This is a genomic window from Vibrio rumoiensis 1S-45 (genome assembly GCF_000286955.2).
Taxonomy (GTDB): Bacteria; Pseudomonadota; Gammaproteobacteria; order Enterobacterales; family Vibrionaceae; genus Vibrio; species Vibrio rumoiensis_A.
In genome coordinates, this window is the sequence record NZ_AJYK02000081.1 from 12,945 (window position 1) to 39,025 (window position 26,081).

A 26,081-nucleotide genomic window follows, 5' to 3' on the forward strand; every position below is an offset into this window, starting at 1 on the left:
CCCTTACATTTTATTCCCCGAGGTCCACCTTTTGCACCCAAACATCAAGCTACCAGAAGCCTTTTTACAATTAGTTGAATCTACCATGCCAAGTCATTTATCCATGACAGACTTTATTGCTGCCTGTCAAAGACCTTTGCGTCGTAGTATTCGTATAAATACATTAAAGATATCGGTAGCCGACTTTGAAATTATAGCGATGCAAAAGAAATGGTCTCTCTCTCCTGTACCTTGGTGTAATGAAGGCTTTTGGATTGAACGAGAGGATGACAGTGTTCCTTTAGGCAATACTGCTGAACACCTATCAGGCTTGTTTTATATTCAAGAAGCTAGCTCTATGTTACCGGTTACAGCTCTAGTAAAAGACAACAATGAAATGAATGTCGTTTTGGATATGGCAGCCGCCCCCGGCTCAAAAACCACCCAGATAGCAGCATTGATGAAAAATAGTGGCGCGTTGGTGGCCAACGAATATGCAGCAAGTCGTGTAAAAGTGCTCAGCGCGAATGTACAACGTTGTGGCGTCTATAACACTGCCTTAACCAACTTTGATGCCAGAGTCTTTGGTGCGTGGCTTCCGGAGCAATTTGACACCATACTATTGGATGCTCCTTGTTCAGGTGAAGGGACGATTCGTAAAGATCCAGATGCCATGTCTAACTGGGATCTAGACTCTATTTGCGACATCGCTTCAACTCAAAAAGATCTGATAGAAAGTGCTTTTCATGCACTAAAACCCGGTGGCACATTAGTGTATTCCACTTGTACACTCAACCTTCAAGAAAACCAAGAAGTCTGCTTACATCTCAAAGAAACATTCTCAGAAGCTGTTGAATTCATAGCTCTAGGGGATCTATTTGAAAATGCTGAGCAAGCATTAACAGAGCATGGTTTTTTACACATTTATCCACAAATTTTCGATAGTGAAGGTTTTTTTGTCGCTAAATTGAAAAAAGTGTCATCTGTACCACCACCAGAAGTGTTAAAACGTTTAGGTAAGTTTCCATTCGAAAAAGCCAATAACAAATTAATTGAACAAATTTCCAATGAACTTAATCAGACATTGGCATTAAACCTTCCTAGCAGCAGTGAGCTTTGGATCCGTGATAAAGAAGTGTGGCTATTTCCGAGTGCAATGACCAATATGATCGGCGAGCTTCGGTTTAGCCGAATCGGTATTAAATTAGCAGAAACACTTAAAGCATCAAAAAAATCAGGTCCAATGTTTCGTTGGCAACATGAAGCAGTCATGGCATTAGCGGATGGAAACAACTCACTATTAATTGATTTAAGTATTGAAGATGCTCGTGAGTGGTTTATGGGCCGTGATATTCGCCCAGATATCACGCCTGGATCTGGTGAAGTTATCGTTGGTTTTTCAGGGGCGGTCATTGGATTAGGTAAATGGGTGGGTAACAGAATAAAGAATGGACTCCCTAGAGAGTTGGTTCGAGATAAAAACCTTTTTTAATCCTATACATTACACTCTCATTGAATGTAAAACGTTTGAAATTTCAAAAGCATCAGATTTTGAGCCTTAATCGAACTGGATAAAAATGAGTAATGCGCTACCCTTTATTGACCAGCTGAATGGTTACTTCCATTAAGCCGTTAGCCAGTAAACGATTAACGCAAGCTCTGTAAAGAGCATTCCCCTCGACTCGTAACACTTATGGTTACGAGTCCTTTTTTATCTCATATAAATCACAAAACCTAAAAACTGGGAGAGTTGAGTTCTCAGCAAGATAGGATGATTCACCTTTCTACTGAACAACTTGCCACTGCTTAGCGAGAACAAATTTACTTCCAGAATCTAACCAATGATTCACCTTTTCAAGTAGCTCTGGGTTATCTTTTTTCATCATATAAGCTTTAAAGCTCATCGTGCCATCGAGAATATCGGAAGATGAAATACAAAAAACACCTTTTTCATGCAGTTGATAAAAGTGCCCTTCTATCAAATCCGTGATCATCACATCAGCCGTTTTATTGCGAATGCCTTGTAAGTTAGCAAAATTATCTTTAACTCGAATAACTCTCGCCTGCTTAATATGGGAGTTTACATATATCTCATTAGTACCACCCGGGTTCACAATCACCTTCACATCGGGTTGATCGATTTCCTCAAGTGTTTCAAAACGCGCTGCTTGGTTGCAATGCGAAAGAATGATTTTTCCGTTTTTAGCAACTGAACTAGAAAAAGAAAATTGCTTGGCTCGGTTCTCCGTGTAGGTCACTCCTCCCGCAGCAATATCAAATTTATCTTCTGCCAGATCTTTCGATATAGTAGGCCAACTTGTTTGTACAAACTGTATTTCTAAGTTTAATGCTTTGGCAAGCTGCTTAGTCATATCGACATCAAACCCAACGAGTTGACCAAGTTTATTACGAAACGATAAAGGCGAATAATCCCCTGCCATTCCGACTCTTAGCTCTCCGCTTTGTACAATTTCATCCCATGTACGAGCTTGAGTAACGTGAGAAACTAGCATCAAACTTACTATAAAAAACCAACCTTTAATTTTCAGCATCCTGCTCTCTTTATACATATTTCGTATTTACATCCATTGTTTAATATATACCCAAGTAACACATCTAATATAAGCGAACAATATAAGCTTTGGCTATACTAGCATCATAAAATTTATTTATATTTCAAATCATTATATTGGATTGGCCTTAATGGAAATTTTAGAGCCGTATCATCATTCAACATGCTTAATGGGTTTAAGCTCAATAGTATCTCCTTCTGGATCATCAATGTATAACGATTCTCCAAACCCTTCAGCGCCATAGCGTTGTTCAAATTTGGAATATTCAATACCATGCCGAATAAGAAAACCAATTAACTGCCTTTTATCAATAGGTTGGATCTGTAAACAAATATGATCCACATTTCTTCCATTTTGGGAGGGAGAATCAGCCCCGACCTTATCTAAAATACTGTCAAAACGCACTAAATCAATCAAAGCATTTCCAGCTCTTAATTGAACCAGTCCTGATTCTTTAGGTAATTCTCTTTCAACATGGCAACCAAGAACATCCACATAAAAGCTAATCATCGCTTTTAAATTATTGGTCCGAAAAACCACATGGTCTATCGCATGTACATGAATCATATTACTCCTTACTTTACTTAAATGCGCGATTCACTTTTCATAGCAAGTTGAGATGCGAATAAGAATCCCGAGTAAACACTAAAACCTATTAAGGTAATGCATTCAGTTTCATGTGAATGCATTAATGGAGTAAATATTTATTCAACACAGTGTAGCTAGTCGTTCACTACAACTATTAAGTGATTTTACTTATCCGCAACTAAGTTAAGTATAGTCTCTTTTGCTTTGTTTCAATTAAGCCCGACTTACCTCAAAATTAATCTCAGATCACTTCAGGTTTTTGAGTTGCTGATCGTGCCATTTAGACAGCAGTAACAAGCAACACATTGCTCCAACTAAAGCAAAAGCCATATCCGATTGTGTGTCCCATACATAACCCTGCGTACCTAAAAATGCTTCTGCGTTTTCACCTGTCGCCAACGCTACCCACCATTCAATCAATTCATAAAAAGCACTAAAAGCTAAACATACAGATACAACAAAAACATTCATCCAAGTTTTGCCGTTAACAATACGTAATCGTAATATTAACTCTCTTGCAATGAGCGCCGGCACAAAGCCTTGCGCAAAATGTCCTAATTTATCGTAGTTATTTCTTGCTGCCCCAAATAAATGGTCGAAAAATGGCACTTCCGCATAAGTGTAGTGGCCGCCTATCATTAATATCACGCAATGCACTAGAATAAAGAAATAAAGTAATGGCGTTAGTGGAAAACGCTTATAAGTAATCAATAAAATACCAGCGCCAATCAATGCAGGCAGTACCTCTAATAACCAAGTAAAGCTATCTTTAGGCTCAATCGCTGACCAGATGAATACCAAGCCGAACACTAAACCCCATAAATATTTTCCCATGTATTCCCTTAGCCGTTTTTCCAGTCTGAAATTCACATAAGCTTACTAAGCTAAAATCACTAATACCCGAGCGATTTTATTTGTGATTGACACCAAAGTAACTAATTTTCATGTAAAAAAAACGTATAACCTCTCAGCTATACGTTTCACTTGTACCTAAATTAATTGAAATTGCAGTGAATAAATGTAGGCAACAAAGCTGCAGTTTCAACGAAAAATTTTAAACGCTATTTTCTGTTAAATCAGATAAATACCATCGTGTTCAATTCTGATTTTGCCTTGTTTATAAAGGCCACCAATGGTCTTTTTAAACGTGCCTTTACTGGTACGGAAAACCGTAAAAATCGCTTCTGGTGTAGACTTATCACTTAACGGTAAGAAGCCACCTTTGGTTTCTAAAACGTGTAGGACTTTTTCGCTCAAGTCATCCATTTTAGCCACACCAATCTTTTGTAATGATAAATTGATACGCCCATCTTCGCGGATTGCTTTGATGTAGCCTTTCAGCCTTTTACCAACAAACAACTTACCAAACACATCAGACTTAAAAATCACGCCCCAATGCTCACCGTGAATGATCGCTTTAAAACCTAAATCAGTACGTTCCGCGATTAATAGCTCAACTTGTTGGTTAACTTCATAGTTTGCCGGTGTTTTATCTAATAATTTATTAAATTTAGTGGTACCCACTATGCGGCCAGAAGCTGAATCAGAATACACATAAACCAGAATGTTTTGTTCTTCATGTAGTGGTACACGCTGATTGCTGAACGGAATAAGTAGATCTTTTTTATCAATTCCCCAATCAACAAAAGCACCAATGTTATTGACACCAACCACATGCATCATGCCCCATTGGCCAACTTGTGCGATAGGCGTTTCAGTGGTTGCAGAAAGTTGATTATCTGAATCAAAATACAACATAACATCAACCTCGCCACCGACCACAATATCGTCAGGTGCGAACTTATTTGGCAGTAATACAGAGCCAAAATCGTCGGCATCAAGAAAATACCCAAAATCTGTTTGTTTAGTGACAGGAAGTGTGTTGATTTGACCAATTTTAATCATGAAAACTCTTATTCTTAACGTAAATGACGCGGTGATTATACGCGATATAAATCAGGCTTGCCTGCGTTATTCCATTAAATAATAATATTCAATCAAATAGAGATACAAAAAATGAAGCCCAATAATGAAATGATCATTATTGGGCTTAAGTAGTCTTAGATGGTTTTGTGCTACCGACCTATTAAGGAATTACTTTGCTAAATGAGCAAGTAATTTTTCAGCTGTAGCTTCTGAACTTGCTGGGTTTTGCCCCGTGATTAACAATCCATCTTGAACCGCTAATACATTCCAATCATCGACTTTTTGGTAGTCGCCACCTTTATTTTTAAGCTCATCTTCTAATAGAAATGGAACGATCTGAATAAGGCCCACCGCCTCTTCTTCAGTATTACTAAATCCTGTAACGGCTTTACCTTTTACGATCGCATCACCATTTTCATCAGTAACATTCAACAATACCGCTGTCGCATGACATACCGAAGCCACTGGCTTATCTTGTTTTAAGAAGCTCTGAATCAAAGCAATAGATTGCTTACTCTCGGTAAGATCCCAAAGTGGCCCATGTCCACCAGGATAAAAAATACCATCGAAATTATCACTAGAGACATCCGATAATTTCAACGTGCTCGCAAGTGCTGCTTTTGCACTTTCATCATTATCAAAACGTTGCGTTGCGGCAGTTTGAAAATCAGGTAATTCACTGCTTGGATCAATCGGTGGTTGCCCACCAGCCGGTGTTGCAAGCGTTACTGTGGCACCTGCATCTAAAAAGGCGTAATAAGGAGCGGCAAATTCTTCAACCCAAAAACCGGTTTTCTCGCCTGTGTTACCAAGATCTGAATGAGAAGTCAGCACCATTAGTATGTTTTGTTTTGTCATTATTTCGTTCCTTAATTCGCCATTTCAATGAATAAGGATAGAGTGTAGTTCACTTTATATATATGAACAATGCATTAAAATTAAGCTACTATGTATCAATATTTGATACAAAGGTGCGTGATGGATATTTCATTTGAACAATTAAAAAGTATGGTTGTGTTTTCTCAAGTGGTTAAACAAGGCAGTTTTACGGCGGCCGCCAAGCAATTAGGGTTAACTCGTGCAGTGGTGAGTTATCATGTAAAAAAACTAGAGCAGCATTTTTCAATCAAGCTATTAAATCGCTCGACACGTACCTTATCATTAACCGAAGCTGGCGAATCCTTTTATGAGAACTGCCTAACTATTGCTGAACAAGCGCATAACGCTCAGCAAAAAATGGACAATTTCAAGCACGTCCCAGAAGGTTTACTCAAAATCACCTGCCCCATTAATGTTGGCATGGCCTTTATGATCCCCGCATTAAATGAGTTTAGAGCGCTCTATCCTAAAATTGAACTGGATATTGAATTCACCGATGATGTCGTCAATATCCTTCAGCAAGGCATCGATTTAGCGATCCGTGGGGCACCTTTGTATGATTCAGGCTTACAAGCTTCTCATTTAATGTCTTTACCTACCGGTATTTTTGCTTCCCCTGATTACTTAAATAAGTTTGGAACGCCAACAACACCCACCGATCTGCAGCAGCATAAGTGGGTTATCTACAAACCAGCATCACGCTTATTGGAACTGAACAAAGGACAACGTTCATTCAGTATCAAAATGGAAGGGTTAATGGCGACCAATAATGCGGCCTCTCGAACGGCATTTGTCGAAGGTGGTCATGGATTGGGTCGGATCCCCTATTACGACGCTCAACCTAAAGTAAGAAGTGGAAAACTCGTACAACTCTTAACAAACTATACTTTAATCAATATTGAAGTATTTGCAGTGTTTCCATCCGGTGCAGCAAAATCAAAGAAATTACGTTTGTTAATCGATTTTCTTAAAGCTAAATTCGCATAATAAAAAACCCAATGACGCGAATCATTGGGTTTTAATAAAGCTAACTTTAAAGATTTAAAATCTTATACCACGCCTTGCTCTATCATGGCATCCGCTACGCGTTTAAAGCCTGCAATATTGGCACCAAGAACTAAATTACCAGGTTGACCATACTCCATAGCAGTATCATTGGCGGTATTGAAAATATTTTTCATAATTTGTTGAAGCTTTTGATCCACTTCTTCAAATGTCCAACTTTGCATACTGGCATTTTGTGCCATTTCTAATTGGCTGGTTGCAACACCACCAGCATTCGCCGCTTTACCTGGACCGTAAGCAATTTTTGCATCAATGAAAGTGTTAACCGCATCTTGCGTAGAGGGCATGTTTGCGCCTTCAGAAACGGCTATACAGCCATTACTTAACAACACTTTCGCATCAGTTTCAGTTAATTCATTTTGCGTTGCACACGGGAAAGCCACATCGCCATCTAAGTGCCACACCGCATGCCCATTTTCAGGATATTCTGAGACTGGAATATATTGAGCGTCTGCATGCGTTTCTATATATCGCTCAAGACTGGCGCGAGATTTTTCTTTAATGTCTTTCACCAAATCAAGATCAATACCTTGAGCATGATAAATCGTTCCTGACGAATCACTACAACTCACTGGCAATGCGCCTAATTGATACAGTTTTTCCATTGCATAAATAGCAACATTACCCGCACCAGACACTAAGCAGCGTTTACCCTGCAGACTTTGACCACGATCTTGAAGCATATAATTGGCAAAATAAACCGCGCCATAACCAGTCGCTTCTTTACGTACTAATGAACCGCCCCACAATAAGCTTTTACCGGTTAATACGCCTTCATATCGCCCGGTAAGACGCTTATATTGACCAAATAAATAACCAATCTCACGAGCACCAACACCTATATCGCCAGCGGGTACATCCGTTGTAGGTCCAATATGACGATACAGTTCGGTCATGAAAGACTGGCAAAAACGCATGATTTCGCCATCGGATTTCCCTTTAGGATTAAAGTTAGCCCCACCTTTACCGCCACCAATGGGTAAGCCCGTTAATGCATTTTTAAAGATTTGTTCAAACCCTAAGAATTTGATAATGCCAGCATTCACACTAGGATGAAAACGAAGCCCGCCTTTGTATGGACCTAAAGCCGAATTAAACTCAATACGATAGCCTTTGTTGATTTGAATATCACCATTGTCATCAACCCAAGGCACACGGAAAATAATCTGACGTTCAGGTTCAACTAAACGCTGGATAATCGCTTGCTGTTGATAAATAGGATTACTTTCTAAAATCGGGGCTAGAGATTCCAAAACCTCTTCCACCGCTTGATAAAACTCAGCTTGGGCAGGGCTAGTTTGTTGCAGACCAGAAATAGTTTGATGAATGTAGGTCATATAATAAATTCCATTGAAAATAAACACTAAATAATCACGTTATATATTCAAGATTGAACTCCACAAGTGAAGATTCAATGTAACGTGTATATTAATGTTTTCTCATAAAGATTCTTTATTGTATATAAACATATTGTTCTTTTATAAAAAGAAATAAATAAATATGTGCAAAAAATCAGCAACCACTAAGCGCTGCGCTATCATCTCACCACTTAAGTCTCTATATTGTATTCAGTTTAACCCACCACTTTCACTGATAAGGTAAGCTCAAACACTGCCATAGGATCATCGCCATTCAAACTTGGACACAAAGCTGTAATTGTCACTGGTTGATTAACACGCTGGCCAGTTTCCATCGTTTCCGCTAGCATTTTATCAATCAGTAACCCATCATTGCAGACAAACACAACATCCGCTTCTGGCCGTGCAAGGAACTCACCTTTTACAGCTTTAAACGCAAGTGAAATCTTCTTTCCCATCTGCTCTGATTTACTAATCGCTAAAAAGCCACCTGCAGCATCTGCTCCTACCGCCAACGCACCAAAATACATACTGTTAAGATGATTTTTAGTTGAATGATTAAGAGGGATTTTTATTTCCACGCTCTCTTGAGTCAGTTTAATAATCTCAGGCTCGCAGTAGCCGATCATAGGCACCAGTTTCTCACCAAAATAATGAAGGTGTTGATTCGCGGCTGCTAAAATATCCATATTCTTTCCTTTCAGGCTATGATATCCGACCAGTTAACCCACTGGTGATACTTATGTCAATACATGGTAGTAGAAGTTGTTATAAGTATAAAAAAAACCGAAGCAATGTTCGGTTTTCTGTGACCTAAGACAAGTTAACGACACCATTAAACCGCGGCAAGAAGCTGTACTGGGTCTAATTCTGCGAGTGTGTCTTGAACTTTAGGATATTGTGCTAAATTTTGACAATATACGATGCAAGGCTTATTCGCATTACTGGCTGATTTAACGGCTTGAGTCATTAACATTAACACCGCTTCATGCTCTGGATTGAATAGCGAGGTCAGCGATTCATTGTGTTGATCAACCCCTAATGTTAACTGCGTTAGATTCCCTGTATTCACCACTAAACCATCAAAATATTGCAATAAACGATCTGCCATTAATACGGCAGCAGGTGCATCACAACAATACAGAACTTTCAAGCCATTCAAACCTCTTGGGAGACGTTGAACGGCAAGACGATCAATGATCATTGCCGCATCACTAAGGGTACGAACAAATGGTACGACGATTTCAATATCGATACCCTTTTCACGTAACGCTTTAATGACCTTACATTCCAATTCAAAAGAATGCGTATGCTCATCCGAAGCGAAACGAGAAACACCACGCAAACCAATGGCAGGATTAATTTCGTTTTTTTCAATATTTCCACCGATCAAGGCACGATAAGCATAACTGTCTGCATCCGATAAACAAATTCGAATATGCTTATGTTGAGGTTTAATCGCCGTTTCTATTAATTTACCCAACGTGGAAACAAAATGTTCATCTACTGTGTGCCCATTGAGTAATGTATCTAAATGCGCTTTATCTTCCGCACTTAAAGTATCTAAGTGTTGACCAATTTCTGGGTGATAAAAAATATTGTCTTGAATCAACTCACTTAATGACACAAATAAATGTGACGCATTTTCAATTTGAGACGACGTTGGCGATGGAAGCACATCCCCTAATAACGCATTTGTGGGGATACTTCCTTGATGAGATTGAGACATGACTACTCCATTGATATTCATTAATTACTGACTCCGAAAGTACTGAGTTACACCCGACAAAACAAGTAGAAAAATGCTTAACCGTTTAATAATCCAACAAAACTATCCAGTTAAAAGAAAAAAGCACAATAAAAGAGCTTGTAGCGTTTATTCCGCACACTATTTCCGCTATCTTACCCATGTGTATATTTGAGATGAAAACAACATGCCTTTAGTTAAAACAGACGAATTACGAACCCAAGCATTAGGCCCAATGCCAACCCCAATGGAGCTTATGCAAGCTCACCCACTTTCCGATGAAGTCGCCGAGCGTATTGAACAGTCTCGTCGACAGATCGAGAATATTTTGTCAGGGCAAGACTCAAGATTACTCGTTGTCGTTGGCCCTTGCTCTGTCCATGATACAGAAGCCGCTCTCGACTACGCCCAACGTTTAAACGCCTTGCAAGAACAATATAAAGATCAATTGTTCATTGTTATGCGTACCTACTTTGAAAAACCTCGTACCATTGTTGGCTGGAAAGGTTTAATTACCGATCCTAACTTAGATGGCAGCTACGCTCTTGAAGCCGGTTTAAATAAAGCCCGCAAACTTCTATTAGACATCAATAAACTAGGCTTAGCGACCGCGACAGAATTTTTAGATATGATCACAGGGCAATATATCGCCGATCTTATCTCTTGGGGCGCGATTGGCGCTAGAACCACTGAATCACAAATTCACCGTGAAATGGCCTCGGCACTTTCTTGCCCTGTTGGTTTTAAAAATGGCACGAACGGAAATGTGAAGATTTCAACCGATGCCATTCGTGCGGCACAAGCTTCTCATTATTTTTGTTCACCAGATAAAAATGGCCGAATGACAGTTTATCGCACTTCAGGTAACCCATACGGACACACTATTTTACGTGGTGGTGATTCTGGGCCAAACTTTGATGCGAACTCTGTAGAAGCCGCATGTAAGCAACTAAGTGACGTTGGTTTAACACCTCGCTTAGTTGTCGACTTTAGCCACGCTAATTGTCAAAAAGAGCATCGCAAACAATTAGATGTTGCTAAAGATATTTGTCAGCAAATCGAATCTGGGTCAACTTACATTGCAGGAATCATGGCGGAAAGCTTTATTGAGGAAGGTAATCAACCAATGACGGACTTAAGTGCCCTAACCTATGGTAAATCGATCACCGACCCATGCCTAAGCTGGCAAGACACCGTGACTATGCTCGACATGCTTGCAGGTGCCATTAACAATCAAATCAAAAAAACATCGGAGAAGAACTAACCATGCCTTCATTTGACATAATTTCTGAAGTTGATAGCGTTGAAGTACGCAACGCTGCCGAAAATGCTAACCGCGAACTGGATACCCGTTTCGATTTCCGTAATGTAGAAGCCAGTTTTGAATTCAAAAATGACATCGTTAAGCTTTCTGCGGAAAATGACTACCAACTGGGTCAAATGATGACGATGCTTCGTGGTCAATTGGCTAAACGTGGTGTGGATGCCAATGCTGTGGATTTGAAGAAAGCCGAGCAAACAGGCAAGACTCACACTCAAGAAGCAAGCTTTAAGCAAGGTATCGAAACGGATGTCGCTAAGAAAGTCGTTAAGATCATTAAAGAAGCAAAACTAAAAGTTCAAGCTTCAATTCAAGGTGATAAAGTCCGTGTTACCGGAAAAAAACGTGACGATTTACAACAAGCTATGGCTGTGGTTCGACAATCCGAACTTGAGCAACCTTTCCAGTTTAATAACTTCAAAGATTAAACCAATCGAAAGCACATAATAGAAAACTAAAAAGGCTATTGAATAATTCAATGGCCTTTTTTGATTGAGTCTAAACATCAAGATAATCAGTAACTAATTAATATTCACCTGATTTTTTCACCCACCATAAAAAGTCACAGCGTAACTTAAAGTCATTTTAAACTTTATCATTTTATTATTAAACCGGTCTAGGAACGGCTAAAATCTCCCCGAGAGAACCATATTCGATCCCACCTAAACGGCCTAATGGATCTACTTTTAGAGCATCTACAATTAATCTACTTTGATTAGAATCATCGATTACGCTGTCATTAATATAAATGTGTTCCACTTGTGCAAAAACGAGGGTTTGATCATTATCGCCTACCGTATCCGTTTTATATAAGCTGCAACCTAACGCAATGTTACAACCCTTTACTCTTGGAAGTGAGAAATCTTTAAACTCCGTTAGACTCAAGTGATTGGCATCTAATTCAGAATCACCATGCTCTAATGTGGCGGATGTTTGAGTCACCTGCTTAGCAAGTGTCATATCAGCGATATGAATCACCATTTTATGTGTCCGCATCGCATTATTTGCAGTGTCTTTCATACTCCCATTAGGTTTATTGCCCACAGAGAACATCAATAGCGGTGGTTCACTACAAACAGGTGTGAAAAAAGAAAATGGGGCAAGATTATAATTATTATCCCCTGATTCAGTTAATACCCAGGCAACCGGACGCGGTATCACCGTTTGAGTCATTAAATGATAAATTGAGTGTTCTGTATTCTTTGCAACATTGATATCCATATCTAAGCCCTATACATTTATCTTCTATCAAAACCACACAAGCCACCCGTTGGTTAGGTGGCTTGTTTAATTTATCCTGTCCTTTTGCTCAAACCTGTAATAGCAGCAAGAATGAAGGTATTAATCCTTCACACCTAGCTTACTTATTAAGGCATTCACATCGGCTAGCTCTTGCGTTTTCTTGGTAATGCTAGTATTTAATTTCACGAGTTGTTCTGTCGCCAGTTTTTCTTTGTCACAAGAATCCGACTTTGGATCCCAACTTGTACCTTCTTTAAACAATTTGCATTCTTTCGCAAATTTTTCATTTTGGGTCGCTAACTTATCTCGCGTTGTTGAAAGCTTCGCTACTTGATCTTCCAATGTAGTTTGCTTTTCAAATAGCTCATGAGACTGATCATATAAGTCGCTTTGAAGCTCTGTCGTTTTCGCTAACTCTTTATTTTCAGTTTTCAACGTGACCGCTTTTTTCTTTTGAACCACTAGAGTCTTTTCTACTTTTTTCTTTTGGTCTTTAAGTTGGTTGAGCTCTTGCGTTAACGCTTGAATGGCTTCTTGTTGTTGCTGTGAGGTTTGAGATGCACTTTGTTTATTCTCATCAAGAGTCGATTGTAATTGCTGAATATCTGACCGTAATTGTTCATTTTTTTGGCTAAGTTCAACTTGTTGAGCGGTTTGCTGTTGAGCACCAGAATTAAGCGCAGCAAACGTAACTGAAGAGCCAAGAATGATACCGACAACAGCGGCAATACTGACATGAAGTTTATTGATTGAGGTTGGCATACTGCATCCTAAGTTTTATCTCAAATAGCTCGTGGCTAATTTTATAGTCACATTATCGTATCAATTCGCTAACAACGACATACACAATGTAAAGCAAAAAGCCACTTGATAACGTAATCGCCACCCACTTTTGAAGTTTGGCGTTAGCACGATAGCGAATTAATAAATATGCGAGAACAATGAAAATCGCGATAGCAATCAGTCTAGTCATTTTATCCCTTAAAACAATATTCCATCTTAACAAGAATGCATTAGGCATAATGCCGTAAGCCTAAGATTAATAACATGTTCGCAGTAAAAATACCTTAGCATAACTCAAGTTTTGTTTCCTAAGCGTCATTTATCTCCAACATTAATTGTTATCCAAGGCTAATTTTAGCCCTAAACTTACCAGTACAGCACCGGTCACCCCTTCCATCCATTTCATCATAGAGGAATTTTGTATCCAGTTTTTTGCTGAATGTATCATTGTCGCGATGCCACACTGCCATATCATAGCAATGACAAAGTGAATGGCAGCCATAAACAGCGATTGTAGCAACGGAGAATGTTCCGGGTTAATAAACTGAGGTAAAAATGCCAAATAGAACACCGCTGTTTTAGGGTTTAGTACATTAGACAGTAAACCTTCGCGAAATGAACGCTTCACGGATAAGGGTTTACCCACAGCTCCGCTGGTTACATCTAGCTTACCTTGCCCTTTCCATACCGATATTAATCCAGTAATACCCAAGTAAATCAAATAAGCAGCCCCAAGTAATTTCATGGCATGAAACAGCTCTGCAGATTGTAATAAAATCGCAGAGATCCCTATTGCCGATAACGCAGCATGTACAAACAATCCACAGCAAATACCTAAACTGGTCACACAACCATCGATACTACCGCTTCGAGTTGTATTGCGTATTACTAGTGCCGTATCCAACCCTGGAGTTAACGTTAGTATAGTAATGGCGATTAAAAACGCGCCTGTGTTGACAATATAAAAATCCATTTATCTTTACCCTACAATCCTGATGAACTTCATTTGTTATATCAGCGAATAATAAAGAAGGAAAGCATTCTATGCTCAAGGATTTACAATTTAGAAATATTGACCTTTGGAGGTGAAGGTGAGAGGGTTATTACAATCAGATTGGAGTGAATAAACCTAGTCAACAAAACTGCTGCTTCAAGCAAAAAAGGTATAACCACTATAAAAGGAACGCTATGAGTCATTATCAAAAGCTAGTGCAGCATGCACAAAAGATTGCCAATTTTAACCACCTAGCCGCGATTTCTGGTTGGGATCAAGCGGCTGTCATGCCAAGTGGTGGTAACGATGCTCGTTCCAAAGCGATGGCCGAACTATCCGTATTGTTGCACCAACTTAATACTGAATCACAATTAGCCGATTGGTTTCATGAAGCAGAACAAGAGCACTTAAGCCCAATAGAGAAAGCTAGCCTACGTGAGATGAAGCAACGTTGGCAGCAAGCCAATGTACTGCCTCAAGATCTCGTTCAAGCCAAATCTCTTGCAGGATCTAAATGTGAACATGCTTGGCGTACTCAGCGAAAAGAAAACGATTGGAAGGGTTTTTCACAAAACTGGCAAGAAGTGGTCAGCTTATCGCAACAAGAAGCTCAAATCCGCGCAGAAGCCAGTAATACCACACCTTACGACGCTATGCTTGCTTTGTATGAACCAGGGACGACTACCTCATCATTAGATGTTGTTTTTAATGATGTAAAAACTTGGCTCCCTAACCTTATCGATCGAGTGATTGATAAACAAGACCAAGAAAGTTTTATTCAACCAGTAGGGCCATTTGATACTGCCAATCAAAAAGCGCTTGGTTTACAAATCATGCAATTTTTGAAGTTTGACTTTAACCATGGTCGCTTAGATGAAAGTGTTCACCCTTTTTGTGGTGGCGTTCCGACAGATGTTCGCATTACCACTCGTTATGATGAAAACGATCTAGTCCAATCTTTAATGGGTACGATCCATGAAACTGGACACGCTCGTTATGAACAAGGCCTTCCTAAAGAATATGCTGGTTTACCGGTAGGCGAAGCTCGTTCAATGGGTATTCATGAATCTCAATCGTTGTTCTTTGAAATGCAACTCGGTAGAAGCTCTGAATTCATCAATCACCTATCTCGTCTTGCAAGCCAACAATTCAATGCGACAAGCGATCCTGCATTCGGCGCGGAAAACTTTCACAAACTGTATACCCGAGTGGAAAAAGGCTTTATTCGAGTCGATGCCGATGAGCTCACATACCCTGCTCATGTGATTTTACGCTATGAAATTGAACGTGACTTGATGAATGGCACGATTAGCTTCCAAGATGTCCCTGAACTTTGGGATCAAAAAATGCAAAATTATCTTGGCCTTTCAACCAAAGGGAATTATCAAAATGGTTGTATGCAAGATATTCATTGGACTGACGGTGCCTTTGGGTATTTTCCAAGCTATACACTAGGTGCGATGTACGCTGCGCAGTTTATGGCAAGTATGCGTCAGCAAGTTGATGTTCAAGCGGCCATTCAATCTGGTGATTTAAGTTTAATTTTCGCTTGGCTAAGTGAGAACATTTGGAATAAAGGCAGTCAATTCATGACCGATGATTTGGTGAAACAAGCCACCGGAGAGACATTAAATGCCCAACACTTCAAAACCCATTTAGAAACGAGGTACCTCTAAAGATTAGTACGGTGTAGAAACGTTAAGAAGTAAATAAGAACTACAGCGGCTTTCATCAATGCAATCCACAATCTATCGACACGCGATTGTGGATTGTTTCGTATTTAAAGTGAGCAGTGAACCAACCGGATATACCAGTCTTACTTGTATTTGCCGTATCTATGGAGCTTCAACTACTTTTGATATAGTCGTCACTTTATAAAAGATGGTATTTTTCTAAGAGTAACCACAGCAAAATACCGCCTAAGACCACCGCTATTTTTAACCATTCATTCTTTGGTCGAGAATCCTTAATTGGCATTCTCATACTCTCTTCTGCTTCTTTATTTTTTATACCTTGAAGCTGAGCGAGTTGTTGCTTTAACGTGTGTATTTCAACCTTCATCGCATCCATTTCTGTTTGCATATCTGATAACTGCTGTTGAAGCTGCTGCTGTTCCATCGAGTTCCTTAATTAATTTAAGCGATTAAAACCCAGATCCTGGCTGCTTTAAAAACTCAATCTCAGCCTCTGTCGACGCTCGGCCTAAAATAGCATTTCGATGAGGATCGCGGCCAAATTGATCAATAATCGCTTTATGTTTGTATTCAAAATCCAAATTGGAGGGTAAACCAAGATCAGTAAATAACCCAACCGCAATTTCATGAATCATCTTGGATTCACTATGCATAAATGGCAAATAGAGAAAAACTCAACTAGGCAAAGCTTGATAAGCTAATTTAATGGCGTCTTTACCATGCAAACGCTCTAAACGTCGCACAATAAAGTGTCCTCTTGCCATATCTTGATAATGGTTAATAAAGATTGTATTTATAACAGCCCCTCCAACTGCGCCAATCGCAGGTACTGCTTGCGCAGCTGCTTTTTCTGTCACCTGAATGCCAAAACGCTTAGCCACTTCCGCAGTAAAACGCACTAATATTGGCGAGCCTTTGTCAGTGAACGCTTTTTTGGCTAAAAATTCAGTGGCATCCATTACCGATTTTGCTAATGCGGTACGCACTGCATAATAACCGCTATCGCTGCCATCATCTTCTTGGCTGTTCCCACCTAATGCAAACACTTCTAAGCAAGCAAGCTTAGTCTCTAAATCTACAATCGACTCCCCTTCGCTTCTAGCAACATCGGCAATCGATCTCAGCATAATCGTTGTTGAAATGGGCAATTCAACGGCAATGGCGGCCAATCCAAAAAAGCCACCCACACCACCACTCACAGCAACACCAAGCTTATGAAGTCGATTAGACGATATTTCTCCGGGAATGTCTTTCATCGAATACATGGCTGCATCGGAAGCTTTCATCAGTGCTTTTTGAGTCACTGTACCTAAAGATTGATTCCAGTTTTCAGGTAGCATTTTCAAACCCTTTTCAATTGGCGAGCCAATCGCATTCGACATCTTCGCGGCCAATCCCGGATTTTCTAGCAACTGTTTAGCTTGTTGTAATTGTTGTCGTTCCATTTCCGTTAAAGTGATATTCATACAGACCTTATTTAAATATTGATATACAACAATCTGACATATTTATTTTGCATTTCAAAAGCAAGACCAAGTACGAATAAACAGAGTGAAGTGATAATTTCATATACTGTGAATTTTACTTTGACCCATCGTTCCACAATTTAACTATAATGCTGGTCATACCAAAAAACAAAAAACGCCACCCAAAGGCAGCGTTTTATACATTCAACTTATAGCACAATCTTGATTATAAAAAGTGGAATGTAGCACTTAACGTGTAGGTATCTGCATGGAAAGAGTCAAAACCAAAGTTATTATATGCAAGACCAACCGAAAGTGAACCAAGTGGAATACCATCTAATACTGTGTATTCAACACCGACGCCATACATCATATCGTAGCCATCGTCGTCTTGAATAACAGTACCACCACTTACATCATATTTATTAGCGCCAAGTTTACCGTAAACCTCAACTGGACCAAAATTAATGCTTGGTTTAATACCAATATAAAGGGTCGTTAAGTCTGCATCTGCAGCCTTACCAAGATCCCAATAACCAGCTTCAACACCGATAAAAGGTAGAATACCAGTACCAACATTAATACCGTAAGCCGTATCACTATCGGTACCAGATTCAGAGTAATCTACACTACCGATGTTACCACCAGCATAAATCCATGAATCAGCAAAAGCCGGTGATGCTGCGCCTAAAAGAGCAAGAGCTAAAAGTGTTTTTTTCATTATTTACCTTCGAATCCTTCGATTTCACACTGAAATGTAAATTCACATGACTGAGAGTTTACTATTTATCGTTACCAACATAATTAGTGAGATGATACTCAAAATCAAGTAAAAAATCTTATCTATTCATGAGTTATAACAATTAATTGTCCTAACATGCATCAATGGCATTCTTAATTCTTTTATCCGATATCGGGTACGGTGTTCCAAGTTGTTGAGCGAAGAAACTCACTCGCAGTTCTTCTACCATCCAACGAATTTCTTTTACATTATCTGGGACTTCAAGCCCTTTCGGGATCTTATTCAACAGCTCTTTATAATCTTTTGTTGCCGATTCCACTTTAAGCATGTGTAATCGGTCACGGTTTGGATCAAGTGGCAGTTTCTCCATTCGACGCTCAATCGCTTTCATGTAGCGTAAAATATCCGGTAAGCGCTTCCAACCACATTCCGTCGCAAAGCCTTTAAAAATAAGCCCTTCGACTTGGGCTTTAACATCAGATAAAGCAAACGCCATGGTAAAATCCACTTTACCTTTTAGCTTTTTATTAATGTTAAACGCCGTGGTTAAAATGGTTTCTACTTGCTGAGCAATATCCACAACCGTATCCCCTAATTCAGCCCGGACATGCTCTTTTAACGCTTCAAACTGCTCGGGTTGCCAAACGATGCCACCTTTTTGTTCGATTAACTTATCAATGCCGCAAGCGATACAATCGTCGATCAAATCCAGCACTTTACCGTATGGATTAAAGTACAAACCTAACTTGGATTTATTAGGTAAGTTACTGTGTAAGTACTTAATGGGTGAAGGCACATTCAGCAAAATAAGTCGACGTTGCCCTGCTTTCATTGCTTGCTGTTGCTCTTGCTCGGTTTCAAACAGTTTAATTTCGACACTGTCTTTGCTATCCACCAGCGCAGGATACGCCTTCACTTCAAAGCCGCCACGCTTTTGTTGGTACACGGTTGGCAGCTCGCCAAAGCTCCAAGTATGTAAACCTTGTTGCTCAATGTCATCATCGGCCACTTTGGATAAGGTTTCTTGCACTTTATCTTTTAAGCTTTCTTTGAGCTCATATAAATCGTAATGCTCTTTTAGCTTACGTTTACGGTGATCTACAGCGCGAAACGTCACTTTTAAATGTTCTGGAATTTGTTCCAGCTGCCAGTCTTCACGCTTCACTTCAACGCCTGTGATGCGGCGCAGTTCTTTCTCTAGCGCATCTAACAATGGCATTTCCATTGCGGTAACTCTGGAGAGAAAGGCATCGGCGTAGTTTGGTGCAGGCACAAAGTTACGGCGTAGCGTTTTTGGCAGGGATTTAATCAAGCTGACCACTAATTCATGGCGTAAACCGGGGATCTGCCAATCAAATCCATCTGGGCTTATTTGATTTAAAATCGGCAGAGGAATGTGAACAGTCACACCATCGCTGTCTTGTCCTGGCTCAAATTGATAGCTCAGTTTTAACTTCAAACCATTTTGATGCCAGAAATTCGGGTAATCGAGATCCGTAACATGACTTGCATCATTTCTAAACAGCATGGCTTTTTCAAAGTTGAGCAATTCGGGTTCAGATTGACGGGCTTTCTTCCACCAGGCGTCAAAGTGACGACCGGATACCACTTCGGTACTGACACGTTGATCGTAAAAATCAAATAGTTCATCGTCATCGACCAAAATATCGCGACGACGTGACTTATGCTCAAGCTCTTCCACTTCACGTAATAGCTGACGATTTTGTTTGAAGAAGTTGTGCTTCGTCTCCCAATCACCTTCCACTAAAGCACTGCGGATAAAGATTTCACGGCAAATAGTCGGATCAATCGAACCATAGTTAATGGTGCGTTTCGGTACAATCGGGATGCCATATAACATGACTTTTTCATGCGCCATCACCGCAGCTTGTTTTTTCGACCAATGCGGTTCGCTGTAACTACGCTTAATCAAATGTGGCGCCAATGGTTCAATCCATTCTGGTTGAATTTTGGCAATAATACGCCCCCACAATTTGGAGGTTTCCACTAATTCAGCCGACATGATCCACTTGGGTTGTTTTTTGAATAAACCCGATGCAGGGAAAATATGAAAACGAGCATTACGCGCACCCTGATATTCACTCTTTTCAACATCCTTCATACCGATATGCGACAACAAACCGACCAATAATGCGCTGTGAACCGCTTCATAATTCGCCGGCTCGCTGTTGAGCTTAGTGTCCATTTCACGCATCGCTTGATGAATTTGGAAATACACATCTTGCCATTCACGCACGCGTAAATAGTTTAAATAATCTTGCTTACATTGCTTGCGGAACTGGTTACTTGATAACGCTTGTTGTTGTTCTTTTAAGTAATCCCAAACATTCACAAAAGTTAAAAAGTCCGAATCTTCATGGAAGAAACGTTTGTGTTTTTCATCCGAGGCTTGTTGTTTGTCTGATGGACGTTCACGTGGGTCTTGGATAGACAATGCCGCTGCAATGATCATCACTTCTTTCAAACAATTGTATTTAACCGATTCCAGCACCATACGTGCTAAACGCGGGTCAATCGGTAATCTAGCTAACTTGCGGCCTATCGCGGTTAAACGCTTTTTCGGGTCGGATGAATTAGGATTAATGGCCCCTAATTCTTCCAGCAAACGTACGCCATCTTGAATGTTGCGTTTATCTGGCGCTTCCACAAATGGGAAGGCTTCAATATCCCCCAAACCTAGCGAGGTCATTTGCAGAATAACCGAGGCTAAGTTGGTGCGTATAATTTCAGGATCGGTAAATTCCGGACGAGAGGTAAAGTCCTCTTCGGAATACAAGCGAATACAAATACCATCACTGACACGCCCACAACGCCCTTTACGTTGATTTGCACTGGCTTGAGAGATTGCTTCAATCGGCAGGCGCTGTACTTTGGTGCGGTAGCTGTAACGGCTAATACGCGCCGTACCGGGATCGATCACATATTTAATCCCCGGAACGGTTAATGACGTCTCAGCGACGTTGGTTGCCAATACAATACGACGACCAGTATGCGATTGAAAAATCTTATTTTGTTCCGCTGATGATAAGCGTGCGTATAGAGGTACTACTTCGGTATCACGTAGCTTTCTTTTTTCTAACGCATCCGCAGTATCACGAATTTCACGCTCACCATTCATAAAGATCAGAATGTCGCCCAAACCCGGCTCATCACACAGCTCATCCACTGCTTGGAAGATACCTTCTAGCTGATCATGGTCTTGATCAGCTTCATCTGGATTAAGCGGACGATAGCGCACATCCACCGGATAAGTCCGCCCCGACACTTCAATGATTGGCGCATGATTAAAGTGAGTAGAAAAACGCTCCGGATCAATGGTTGCCGAAGTAATAATGATTTTTAAATCCGGACGCTTTGGCAGTAATTCTTTCAAATATCCCATTATAAAATCGATGTTTAAACTACGCTCATGCGCTTCATCGATAATGATGGTGTCGTATTGATTTAAGTATCGATCGTGTTGAATTTCCGCCAGCAGAATACCGTCGGTCATTAATTTAATTTGGGTGTTGTCCGAGATTTGGTCGTTAAAACGGACTTTATAACCAACAAACTCACCTAATGGGGTTTGCATCTCTTCGGCAATACGATTAGCAACTGAACGCGCCGCTAAACGACGTGGCTGAGTATGACCAATTAAACCGGTGCGTCCACGACCTAATTCACTGCATATCTTGGGGATCTGTGTGGTTTTACCTGAACCAGTCTCACCGGCAATGATCACCACTTGATGATTAGCAATGGCCTCTGCAATATCGTCACGTTTTTGACTAACCGGTAAAATATCTGGGTATTCAATATGAGGTTTATGCAGGCTGCGGTTTTGTACCACCATCATAGATTTGGCAATATCCATGGCAATTTCATCAAACACTGCCGCTTTTGCTTCTGGTTTTTTGATTTTACTGGCGCCGTGAATGCGCTTACTTAAACGAAAACGATCACGGATCATACAATCTTTTAATGCAGCACGTAAACTGCCAGCCGAGTTGCCCTGCGCGCTGTTGTCTGCGGCATTATCTTGCTTGGAAGAATGAGAGTCGGCTGGAGATTGGACATGATGCTGGTTAGAAACAGGCTTGGTCAAAACAATTCCTATTGAAAATGAGGCTACACATGACGATATTGAGTCTATCGATATGGAAATTAAAGCAATGCGCGGATTGTATCACAGCCAGATTTCATGGAGAAACTTGGCTGTCGATATTAATAGCAATCTATCTAAAAAATAAATGAATAAGAAAGCTTAACGGTACTGAGTTTTATTGCAGACCACGGACAATCGCGGTGATCCCACTCACTAAACAAATGACTAAAGTAAAGATTCGAATCCACTCTTTTGACACATACTTCACCACCACTTGGGCCGCCACATAACCGAGCCACCCCATTGGCAATAATGGCATCGTTAAGAGCACATGATTCCACGTAAGATGGCCAATAAAATAAAGCACAATCAAAGACATTGTAGAGCTAAACACAAAAAATGCCGCCAAGTTACCGCGTAACGAATGAGCATCTTGATGTTGTAAAATAAGCGCCATAGGTGGCCCGCCAATACTAGAACTGGTTCCCATAAAGCCAGAAAAGAAACCCGCGGCCGCCATTCGGCCAGAAGTTGGTTCAAAGCGTATGGGCAGTAAACTAATTAACACCGCAATTAATACCATGCCCCCAAGCCATAAAGATAAGATTGAACTTGAGACATAAAGCAATAAAACCCCACCAGCAATAGATCCCGGAATACGACCATAAATGGCCATTTTCAAGCCACCAATCGCAATGTTCTTACGGTACTTATAAGCGTTAAAGAATGAATTAAACAAAGCCATCATCACAATTGGTGCTGGTACATAATCTGGCGACACTAAGAACAACAAGGGAGCTGCCACTATCGCCAAACCAAAACCAATTGCGCTTTGCACAAAAGAACCGAGAAAGATGATTCCCATTGCGATAAAAACGGTGCTATCTAATTCGAACATACTATTCCAAAATGGGTAACAAAAAAGGGATTTTACACTACCTAAGGTTATATATACACTCGATAAAATTCATGAATCAATAGATTAATGACCGTTAATGCTTATCAGACATGTCTGAGGATAATTTCAATGAGAATAATAAGAGTTTTCTTGAATTCTGCTGATAAAACATTAGTGTGTAAATATTATGAACAACGTTGAAGATAATTATGATCAAATCCTTAAAGTCTCTCTTTAACCAAATGGTTGATACGAGTGAACGTCATACAATGAATGCAGCCGACAGCAACCTTGCCATTGCTGCATTATTGTGCCAAGTATCACAAGCTGATCACAACGTTGATGATACCGAACTGCAAGCTCAAACGCTTATGCTCACAAAATTGCTGACGATTACCGAGCAAGAGGCAACTGAATTGCTTTCCCAAGCTTCTGTTCGTTCTGAAAATTCAGCATCACTATACGAATTCACCGATAAACTACGTGATCTGGAACATCAGCAGCGTTTTGAACTTATCCAATCGATGTGGCAAGTAGCGTATGCAGATGATCACCTAGACCCAATAGAAGAAGCTATTATCCGAAAAGTAGCAGAACTGTTGTATGTTAATCACAGTGACTTTATACGTGCCAAATTGTCAGTTGCACCGTCAGCATAAAAGCACCTACCGCTTTGAACCTTCGCTGTGCCATTCCTTTACGGTGTGGATACAGGTAATATACCATTATTAAAGATATTAACATTCTGGAAGCCCGCATGAGCAATGAAAACGCCCCAACCTTTTTCTTCTTAGATTACGAAACTTGGGGTGTCAGTCCAGCGAAAGATCGACCGAGTCAGTTTGCTGGCGTTCGAACGGACATGGACTTCAATATCATTGGCGAACCCTTGGTTATTTACTGTCAACCACCAAGTGATTACCTGCCTTCACCTGAAGCTGCATTAATCACTGGTATAAAACCACAAAAAGCGGTTAAAGATGGTCTTCCAGAACCTGAATTTATTCGTCGTATTCATCACGAGTTATCAACCCCCAATACCATATCGTTAGGATACAATAGCATTCGCTTTGATGATGAAGTCACTCGCTATACGCTTTATCGTAACTTTTACGATCCGTATGCTTGGGCTTATCAAAATGGTAATTCTCGTTGGGACTTACTCGATATTATGCGTACTTGTTATGCCTTGCGACCTGAAGGGATTCACTGGCCAGAGAATGATGAAGGTTTCCCAAGCTTTAAGCTAGAACATCTCTCCGTAGCTAATGGCATTGAGCATGAGAATGCCCACGATGCTATGGCAGATGTTATTGCTACCATTGAATTAGCGAAGAAAATTAAACAAGCGCAGCCTAAACTGTTTAATTACTTATTAAGTATGCGCCACAAACGCAAACTCAATGAGTTAATTGATATTGTGAATATGACCCCTTTAGTGCATGTTTCGGGCATGTTTGGCGTGCAATGTTCCAATATTAGTTGGATTGTTCCTATGGCTTGGCACCCAACAAACAACAATGCTGTCATTACTGTGAATCTTGCAATGGATCCAACACCGTTAATTGAAATGGATGCGGAAGCCTTGCATCAACGTTTATACACAAAGCGTGATGAACTTGCACCTGATGAGCTTCCCGTTCCATTAAAACTGGTTCACATTAATAAATGCCCTGTTCTTGCACCGGCAAAAACCCTGACCGCCGAGAACGCAGAGCGCATTGGGATTGATCGTAAACAATGTTTAGATAATCTAGCACGCTTAAAATCACACCCAGAGATCAGAGAGAAACTCATTACTATCTACAATATCGAGCGTGAATATGCTCAAAATAATAATGTTGATACACAACTGTACAGTAGCTTTTTCTCGCCTGCCGACAAAGCAACCATTGATATTATTCGTGAAACAGAGCCTGATAAATTGGGGGCGTTAGATTTATCGGTAAAAGACCACCGTATTGAGCCATTATTATTCCGCTATCGTGCGCGTCACTTTCCGTGGACTCTCACAGAAACCGAACAGCAAAAATGGCTTGCTCATTGCCGTGAATACTACGAAGGCAACATCGAAGAATATATGTTGAACTTGGAAAACTTAGCTCATGAGCATGAAAGTGATGCTGCAAAAATTGATGTTTTAAAATCGGTCTATCAGTATGTTGAGTCTTTAGTTTCTTAATTTGAGTCTTTGTTTTCTATAACGTATTTATTCTCTTAAGTATTCTTAGGCAATATGATTAGAACATACCGATTAGAAAACAGGTGTTAAGTAATACTCACTGGTGCTCACTCTCATCAGAGCACTATTTTTATTCGTTTTGTTTCCAAGGGGTTTAACTTGCCCAAGAAAATTTTAAATTATGCCCTTTCTTTTGCACTCATCATGATGTGCTTATGGGCAGGAAATACTATCCAACACTTTTTTTCACTGACCGTTCCGGGCAGTATTTTTGGTATGTTAATTTTATTCGCTCTCTTAGTTTCAGGGCTGATTAAAGTTGATTGGATCAAACCAGGTGCACAATTCTTCATCCGTTATATGATCGTTTTATTTGTGCCTATCAGCGTTGGCCTAATGGATCACTTCCCTTTACTGGCTGCTAATGCACTATCTATTTTTGCCAGCAGTGTTGGCGCGACGACTTTAGTACTCGTTTTACTTGCATTAGGATTACAAAAAATCCTAACAGCTAAGACGAATAAGGAATCCTGATC

General features: G+C 40.2%; 25 protein-coding genes and 1 pseudogene. 8 read left to right on the forward strand and 18 right to left on the reverse strand.

The genetic code is table 11. The annotated features are described in order from the left end of the window. Window positions 1-31 precede the first annotated feature (31 nt). Window positions 32-1,471 carry a 16S rRNA (cytosine(1407)-C(5))-methyltransferase RsmF gene (rsmF, locus tag A1QC_RS10515; protein ID WP_026025800.1) on the forward strand — a complete coding sequence of 480 codons (1,440 nt, stop codon included), beginning with the start codon at window positions 32-34 and terminating at the stop codon, window positions 1,469-1,471. Between the two features lie 292 nt (window positions 1,472-1,763). Here rsmF and A1QC_RS10520 read toward each other — a convergent pair whose 3' ends face one another. From A1QC_RS10520 to A1QC_RS10540, 5 genes are all read right to left on the reverse strand, one after another. Then, the gene (locus A1QC_RS10520; RefSeq protein ID WP_017024995.1) at window positions 1,764-2,531 is read right to left on the reverse strand and encodes a transporter substrate-binding domain-containing protein; all 768 of its coding nucleotides are present in this window, start codon (window positions 2,529-2,531) and stop codon (window positions 1,764-1,766) included. Window positions 2,532-2,705: 174 nt separating this feature from the next. Then, window positions 2,706-3,119 carry a VOC family protein gene (locus A1QC_RS10525; protein ID WP_017024996.1) on the reverse strand — a complete coding sequence of 138 codons (414 nt, stop codon included), beginning with the start codon at window positions 3,117-3,119 and terminating at the stop codon, window positions 2,706-2,708. A 267-nt stretch (window positions 3,120-3,386) separates the two neighbouring features. Next, entirely contained in the window at window positions 3,387-3,974 is a 588-nt protein-coding gene (locus A1QC_RS10530; protein WP_017024997.1) for a DUF2238 domain-containing protein, read from the reverse strand. A gap of 237 nt (window positions 3,975-4,211) precedes the next feature. Further along, window positions 4,212-5,045, reverse strand: a complete 834-nt coding sequence (locus A1QC_RS10535) for a CvfB family protein (protein WP_017024998.1) — start codon at window positions 5,043-5,045, stop codon at window positions 4,212-4,214. A gap of 189 nt (window positions 5,046-5,234) precedes the next feature. Then, window positions 5,235-5,924, reverse strand: a complete 690-nt coding sequence (locus tag A1QC_RS10540) for a type 1 glutamine amidotransferase domain-containing protein (RefSeq protein WP_017024999.1) — start codon at window positions 5,922-5,924, stop codon at window positions 5,235-5,237. A 120-nt stretch (window positions 5,925-6,044) separates the two neighbouring features. Between A1QC_RS10540 and A1QC_RS10545 the strand changes: the two genes are divergently transcribed. Beyond that, entirely contained in the window at window positions 6,045-6,932 is an 888-nt protein-coding gene (locus A1QC_RS10545; protein ID WP_017025000.1) for a LysR family transcriptional regulator, read from the forward strand. 62 nt (window positions 6,933-6,994) lie between these two features. Here the strand turns inward: A1QC_RS10545 and gdhA are convergent, their stop codons facing one another. The 3 genes from gdhA to A1QC_RS10560 form a co-directional block, all read right to left on the reverse strand. Continuing rightward, complete coding sequence (gene gdhA, locus A1QC_RS10550) at window positions 6,995-8,347, reverse strand: NADP-specific glutamate dehydrogenase (RefSeq protein WP_017025001.1); 1,353 nt, start codon at window positions 8,345-8,347, stop codon at window positions 6,995-6,997. A 236-nt stretch (window positions 8,348-8,583) separates the two neighbouring features. Continuing rightward, a complete protein-coding gene (locus tag A1QC_RS10555; protein WP_017025002.1) occupies window positions 8,584-9,057 on the reverse strand; it encodes a DUF4442 domain-containing protein in 474 nt (157 codons plus the stop codon). Between the two features lie 146 nt (window positions 9,058-9,203). Then, window positions 9,204-10,097 carry a putative PEP-binding protein gene (locus A1QC_RS10560; RefSeq protein WP_017025003.1) on the reverse strand — a complete coding sequence of 298 codons (894 nt, stop codon included), beginning with the start codon at window positions 10,095-10,097 and terminating at the stop codon, window positions 9,204-9,206. 205 nt (window positions 10,098-10,302) lie between these two features. Between A1QC_RS10560 and A1QC_RS10565 the strand changes: the two genes are divergently transcribed. Then, window positions 10,303-11,379, forward strand: a complete 1,077-nt coding sequence (locus A1QC_RS10565) for a 3-deoxy-7-phosphoheptulonate synthase (RefSeq protein WP_017025004.1) — start codon at window positions 10,303-10,305, stop codon at window positions 11,377-11,379. Window positions 11,380-11,381: 2 nt separating this feature from the next. Further along, complete coding sequence (locus tag A1QC_RS10570; RefSeq protein ID WP_017025005.1) at window positions 11,382-11,864, forward strand: YajQ family cyclic di-GMP-binding protein; 483 nt, start codon at window positions 11,382-11,384, stop codon at window positions 11,862-11,864. A gap of 178 nt (window positions 11,865-12,042) precedes the next feature. On the opposite strand, the gene A1QC_RS10575 is transcribed toward A1QC_RS10570, so the two are convergent. The 4 genes from A1QC_RS10575 to A1QC_RS10585 all read right to left on the reverse strand — a co-directional run bounded on the left by A1QC_RS10575 (window position 12,043) and on the right by A1QC_RS10585 (window position 14,434). Continuing rightward, on the reverse strand, window positions 12,043-12,657 hold the full coding sequence (locus tag A1QC_RS10575; RefSeq protein WP_017025006.1) for a flavin reductase family protein: 615 nt from the start codon (window positions 12,655-12,657) through the stop codon (window positions 12,043-12,045). A 120-nt stretch (window positions 12,658-12,777) separates the two neighbouring features. Next, the gene (locus tag A1QC_RS10580; RefSeq protein WP_017025007.1) at window positions 12,778-13,440 is read right to left on the reverse strand and encodes a hypothetical protein; all 663 of its coding nucleotides are present in this window, start codon (window positions 13,438-13,440) and stop codon (window positions 12,778-12,780) included. A gap of 52 nt (window positions 13,441-13,492) precedes the next feature. Further along, entirely contained in the window at window positions 13,493-13,651 is a 159-nt protein-coding gene (locus A1QC_RS15630; protein WP_017025008.1) for a hypothetical protein, read from the reverse strand. Window positions 13,652-13,792: 141 nt separating this feature from the next. Further along, window positions 13,793-14,434: a LysE family translocator gene (locus tag A1QC_RS10585; RefSeq protein WP_017025009.1), complete on the reverse strand. Its 642-nt coding sequence runs from the start codon at window positions 14,432-14,434 to the stop codon at window positions 13,793-13,795. Between the two features lie 215 nt (window positions 14,435-14,649). On the opposite strand from A1QC_RS10585, the gene A1QC_RS10590 reads away from it, so the two are divergent. Further along, window positions 14,650-16,131, forward strand: a complete 1,482-nt coding sequence (locus A1QC_RS10590) for a carboxypeptidase M32 (protein ID WP_017025010.1) — start codon at window positions 14,650-14,652, stop codon at window positions 16,129-16,131. Between the two features lie 196 nt (window positions 16,132-16,327). Here A1QC_RS10590 and A1QC_RS10595 read toward each other — a convergent pair whose 3' ends face one another. The 6 genes and pseudogenes from A1QC_RS10595 to A1QC_RS10620 form a co-directional block, all read right to left on the reverse strand. Beyond that, window positions 16,328-16,573: a hypothetical protein gene (locus tag A1QC_RS10595; RefSeq protein ID WP_017025011.1), complete on the reverse strand. Its 246-nt coding sequence runs from the start codon at window positions 16,571-16,573 to the stop codon at window positions 16,328-16,330. Between the two features lie 25 nt (window positions 16,574-16,598). Beyond that, window positions 16,599-16,820, reverse strand: a pseudogene (locus tag A1QC_RS10600) (DUF924 family protein); the annotation flags it as partial. Between the two features lie 3 nt (window positions 16,821-16,823). Then, entirely contained in the window at window positions 16,824-17,615 is a 792-nt protein-coding gene (locus tag A1QC_RS10605; protein WP_017025013.1) for an EcsC family protein, read from the reverse strand. 226 nt (window positions 17,616-17,841) lie between these two features. Beyond that, on the reverse strand, window positions 17,842-18,336 hold the full coding sequence (locus A1QC_RS10610) for an outer membrane beta-barrel protein (protein WP_017025014.1): 495 nt from the start codon (window positions 18,334-18,336) through the stop codon (window positions 17,842-17,844). Window positions 18,337-18,487: 151 nt separating this feature from the next. Then, window positions 18,488-22,465: an ATP-dependent RNA helicase HrpA gene (hrpA, locus tag A1QC_RS10615; RefSeq protein WP_017025015.1), complete on the reverse strand. Its 3,978-nt coding sequence runs from the start codon at window positions 22,463-22,465 to the stop codon at window positions 18,488-18,490. A 175-nt stretch (window positions 22,466-22,640) separates the two neighbouring features. Continuing rightward, window positions 22,641-23,363 carry a sulfite exporter TauE/SafE family protein gene (locus A1QC_RS10620; RefSeq protein ID WP_017025016.1) on the reverse strand — a complete coding sequence of 241 codons (723 nt, stop codon included), beginning with the start codon at window positions 23,361-23,363 and terminating at the stop codon, window positions 22,641-22,643. 209 nt (window positions 23,364-23,572) lie between these two features. Between A1QC_RS10620 and A1QC_RS10625 the strand changes: the two genes are divergently transcribed. The 3 genes from A1QC_RS10625 to A1QC_RS10635 all read left to right on the forward strand — a co-directional run bounded on the left by A1QC_RS10625 (window position 23,573) and on the right by A1QC_RS10635 (window position 26,079). Next, window positions 23,573-24,022, forward strand: a complete 450-nt coding sequence (locus tag A1QC_RS10625) for a TerB family tellurite resistance protein (RefSeq protein WP_017025017.1) — start codon at window positions 23,573-23,575, stop codon at window positions 24,020-24,022. Window positions 24,023-24,120: 98 nt separating this feature from the next. Next, entirely contained in the window at window positions 24,121-25,545 is a 1,425-nt protein-coding gene (sbcB, locus tag A1QC_RS10630; RefSeq protein WP_017025018.1) for an exodeoxyribonuclease I, read from the forward strand. A gap of 159 nt (window positions 25,546-25,704) precedes the next feature. Continuing rightward, the gene (locus A1QC_RS10635; protein ID WP_017025019.1) at window positions 25,705-26,079 is read left to right on the forward strand and encodes a CidA/LrgA family protein; all 375 of its coding nucleotides are present in this window, start codon (window positions 25,705-25,707) and stop codon (window positions 26,077-26,079) included. Window positions 26,080-26,081 lie beyond the last annotated feature (2 nt).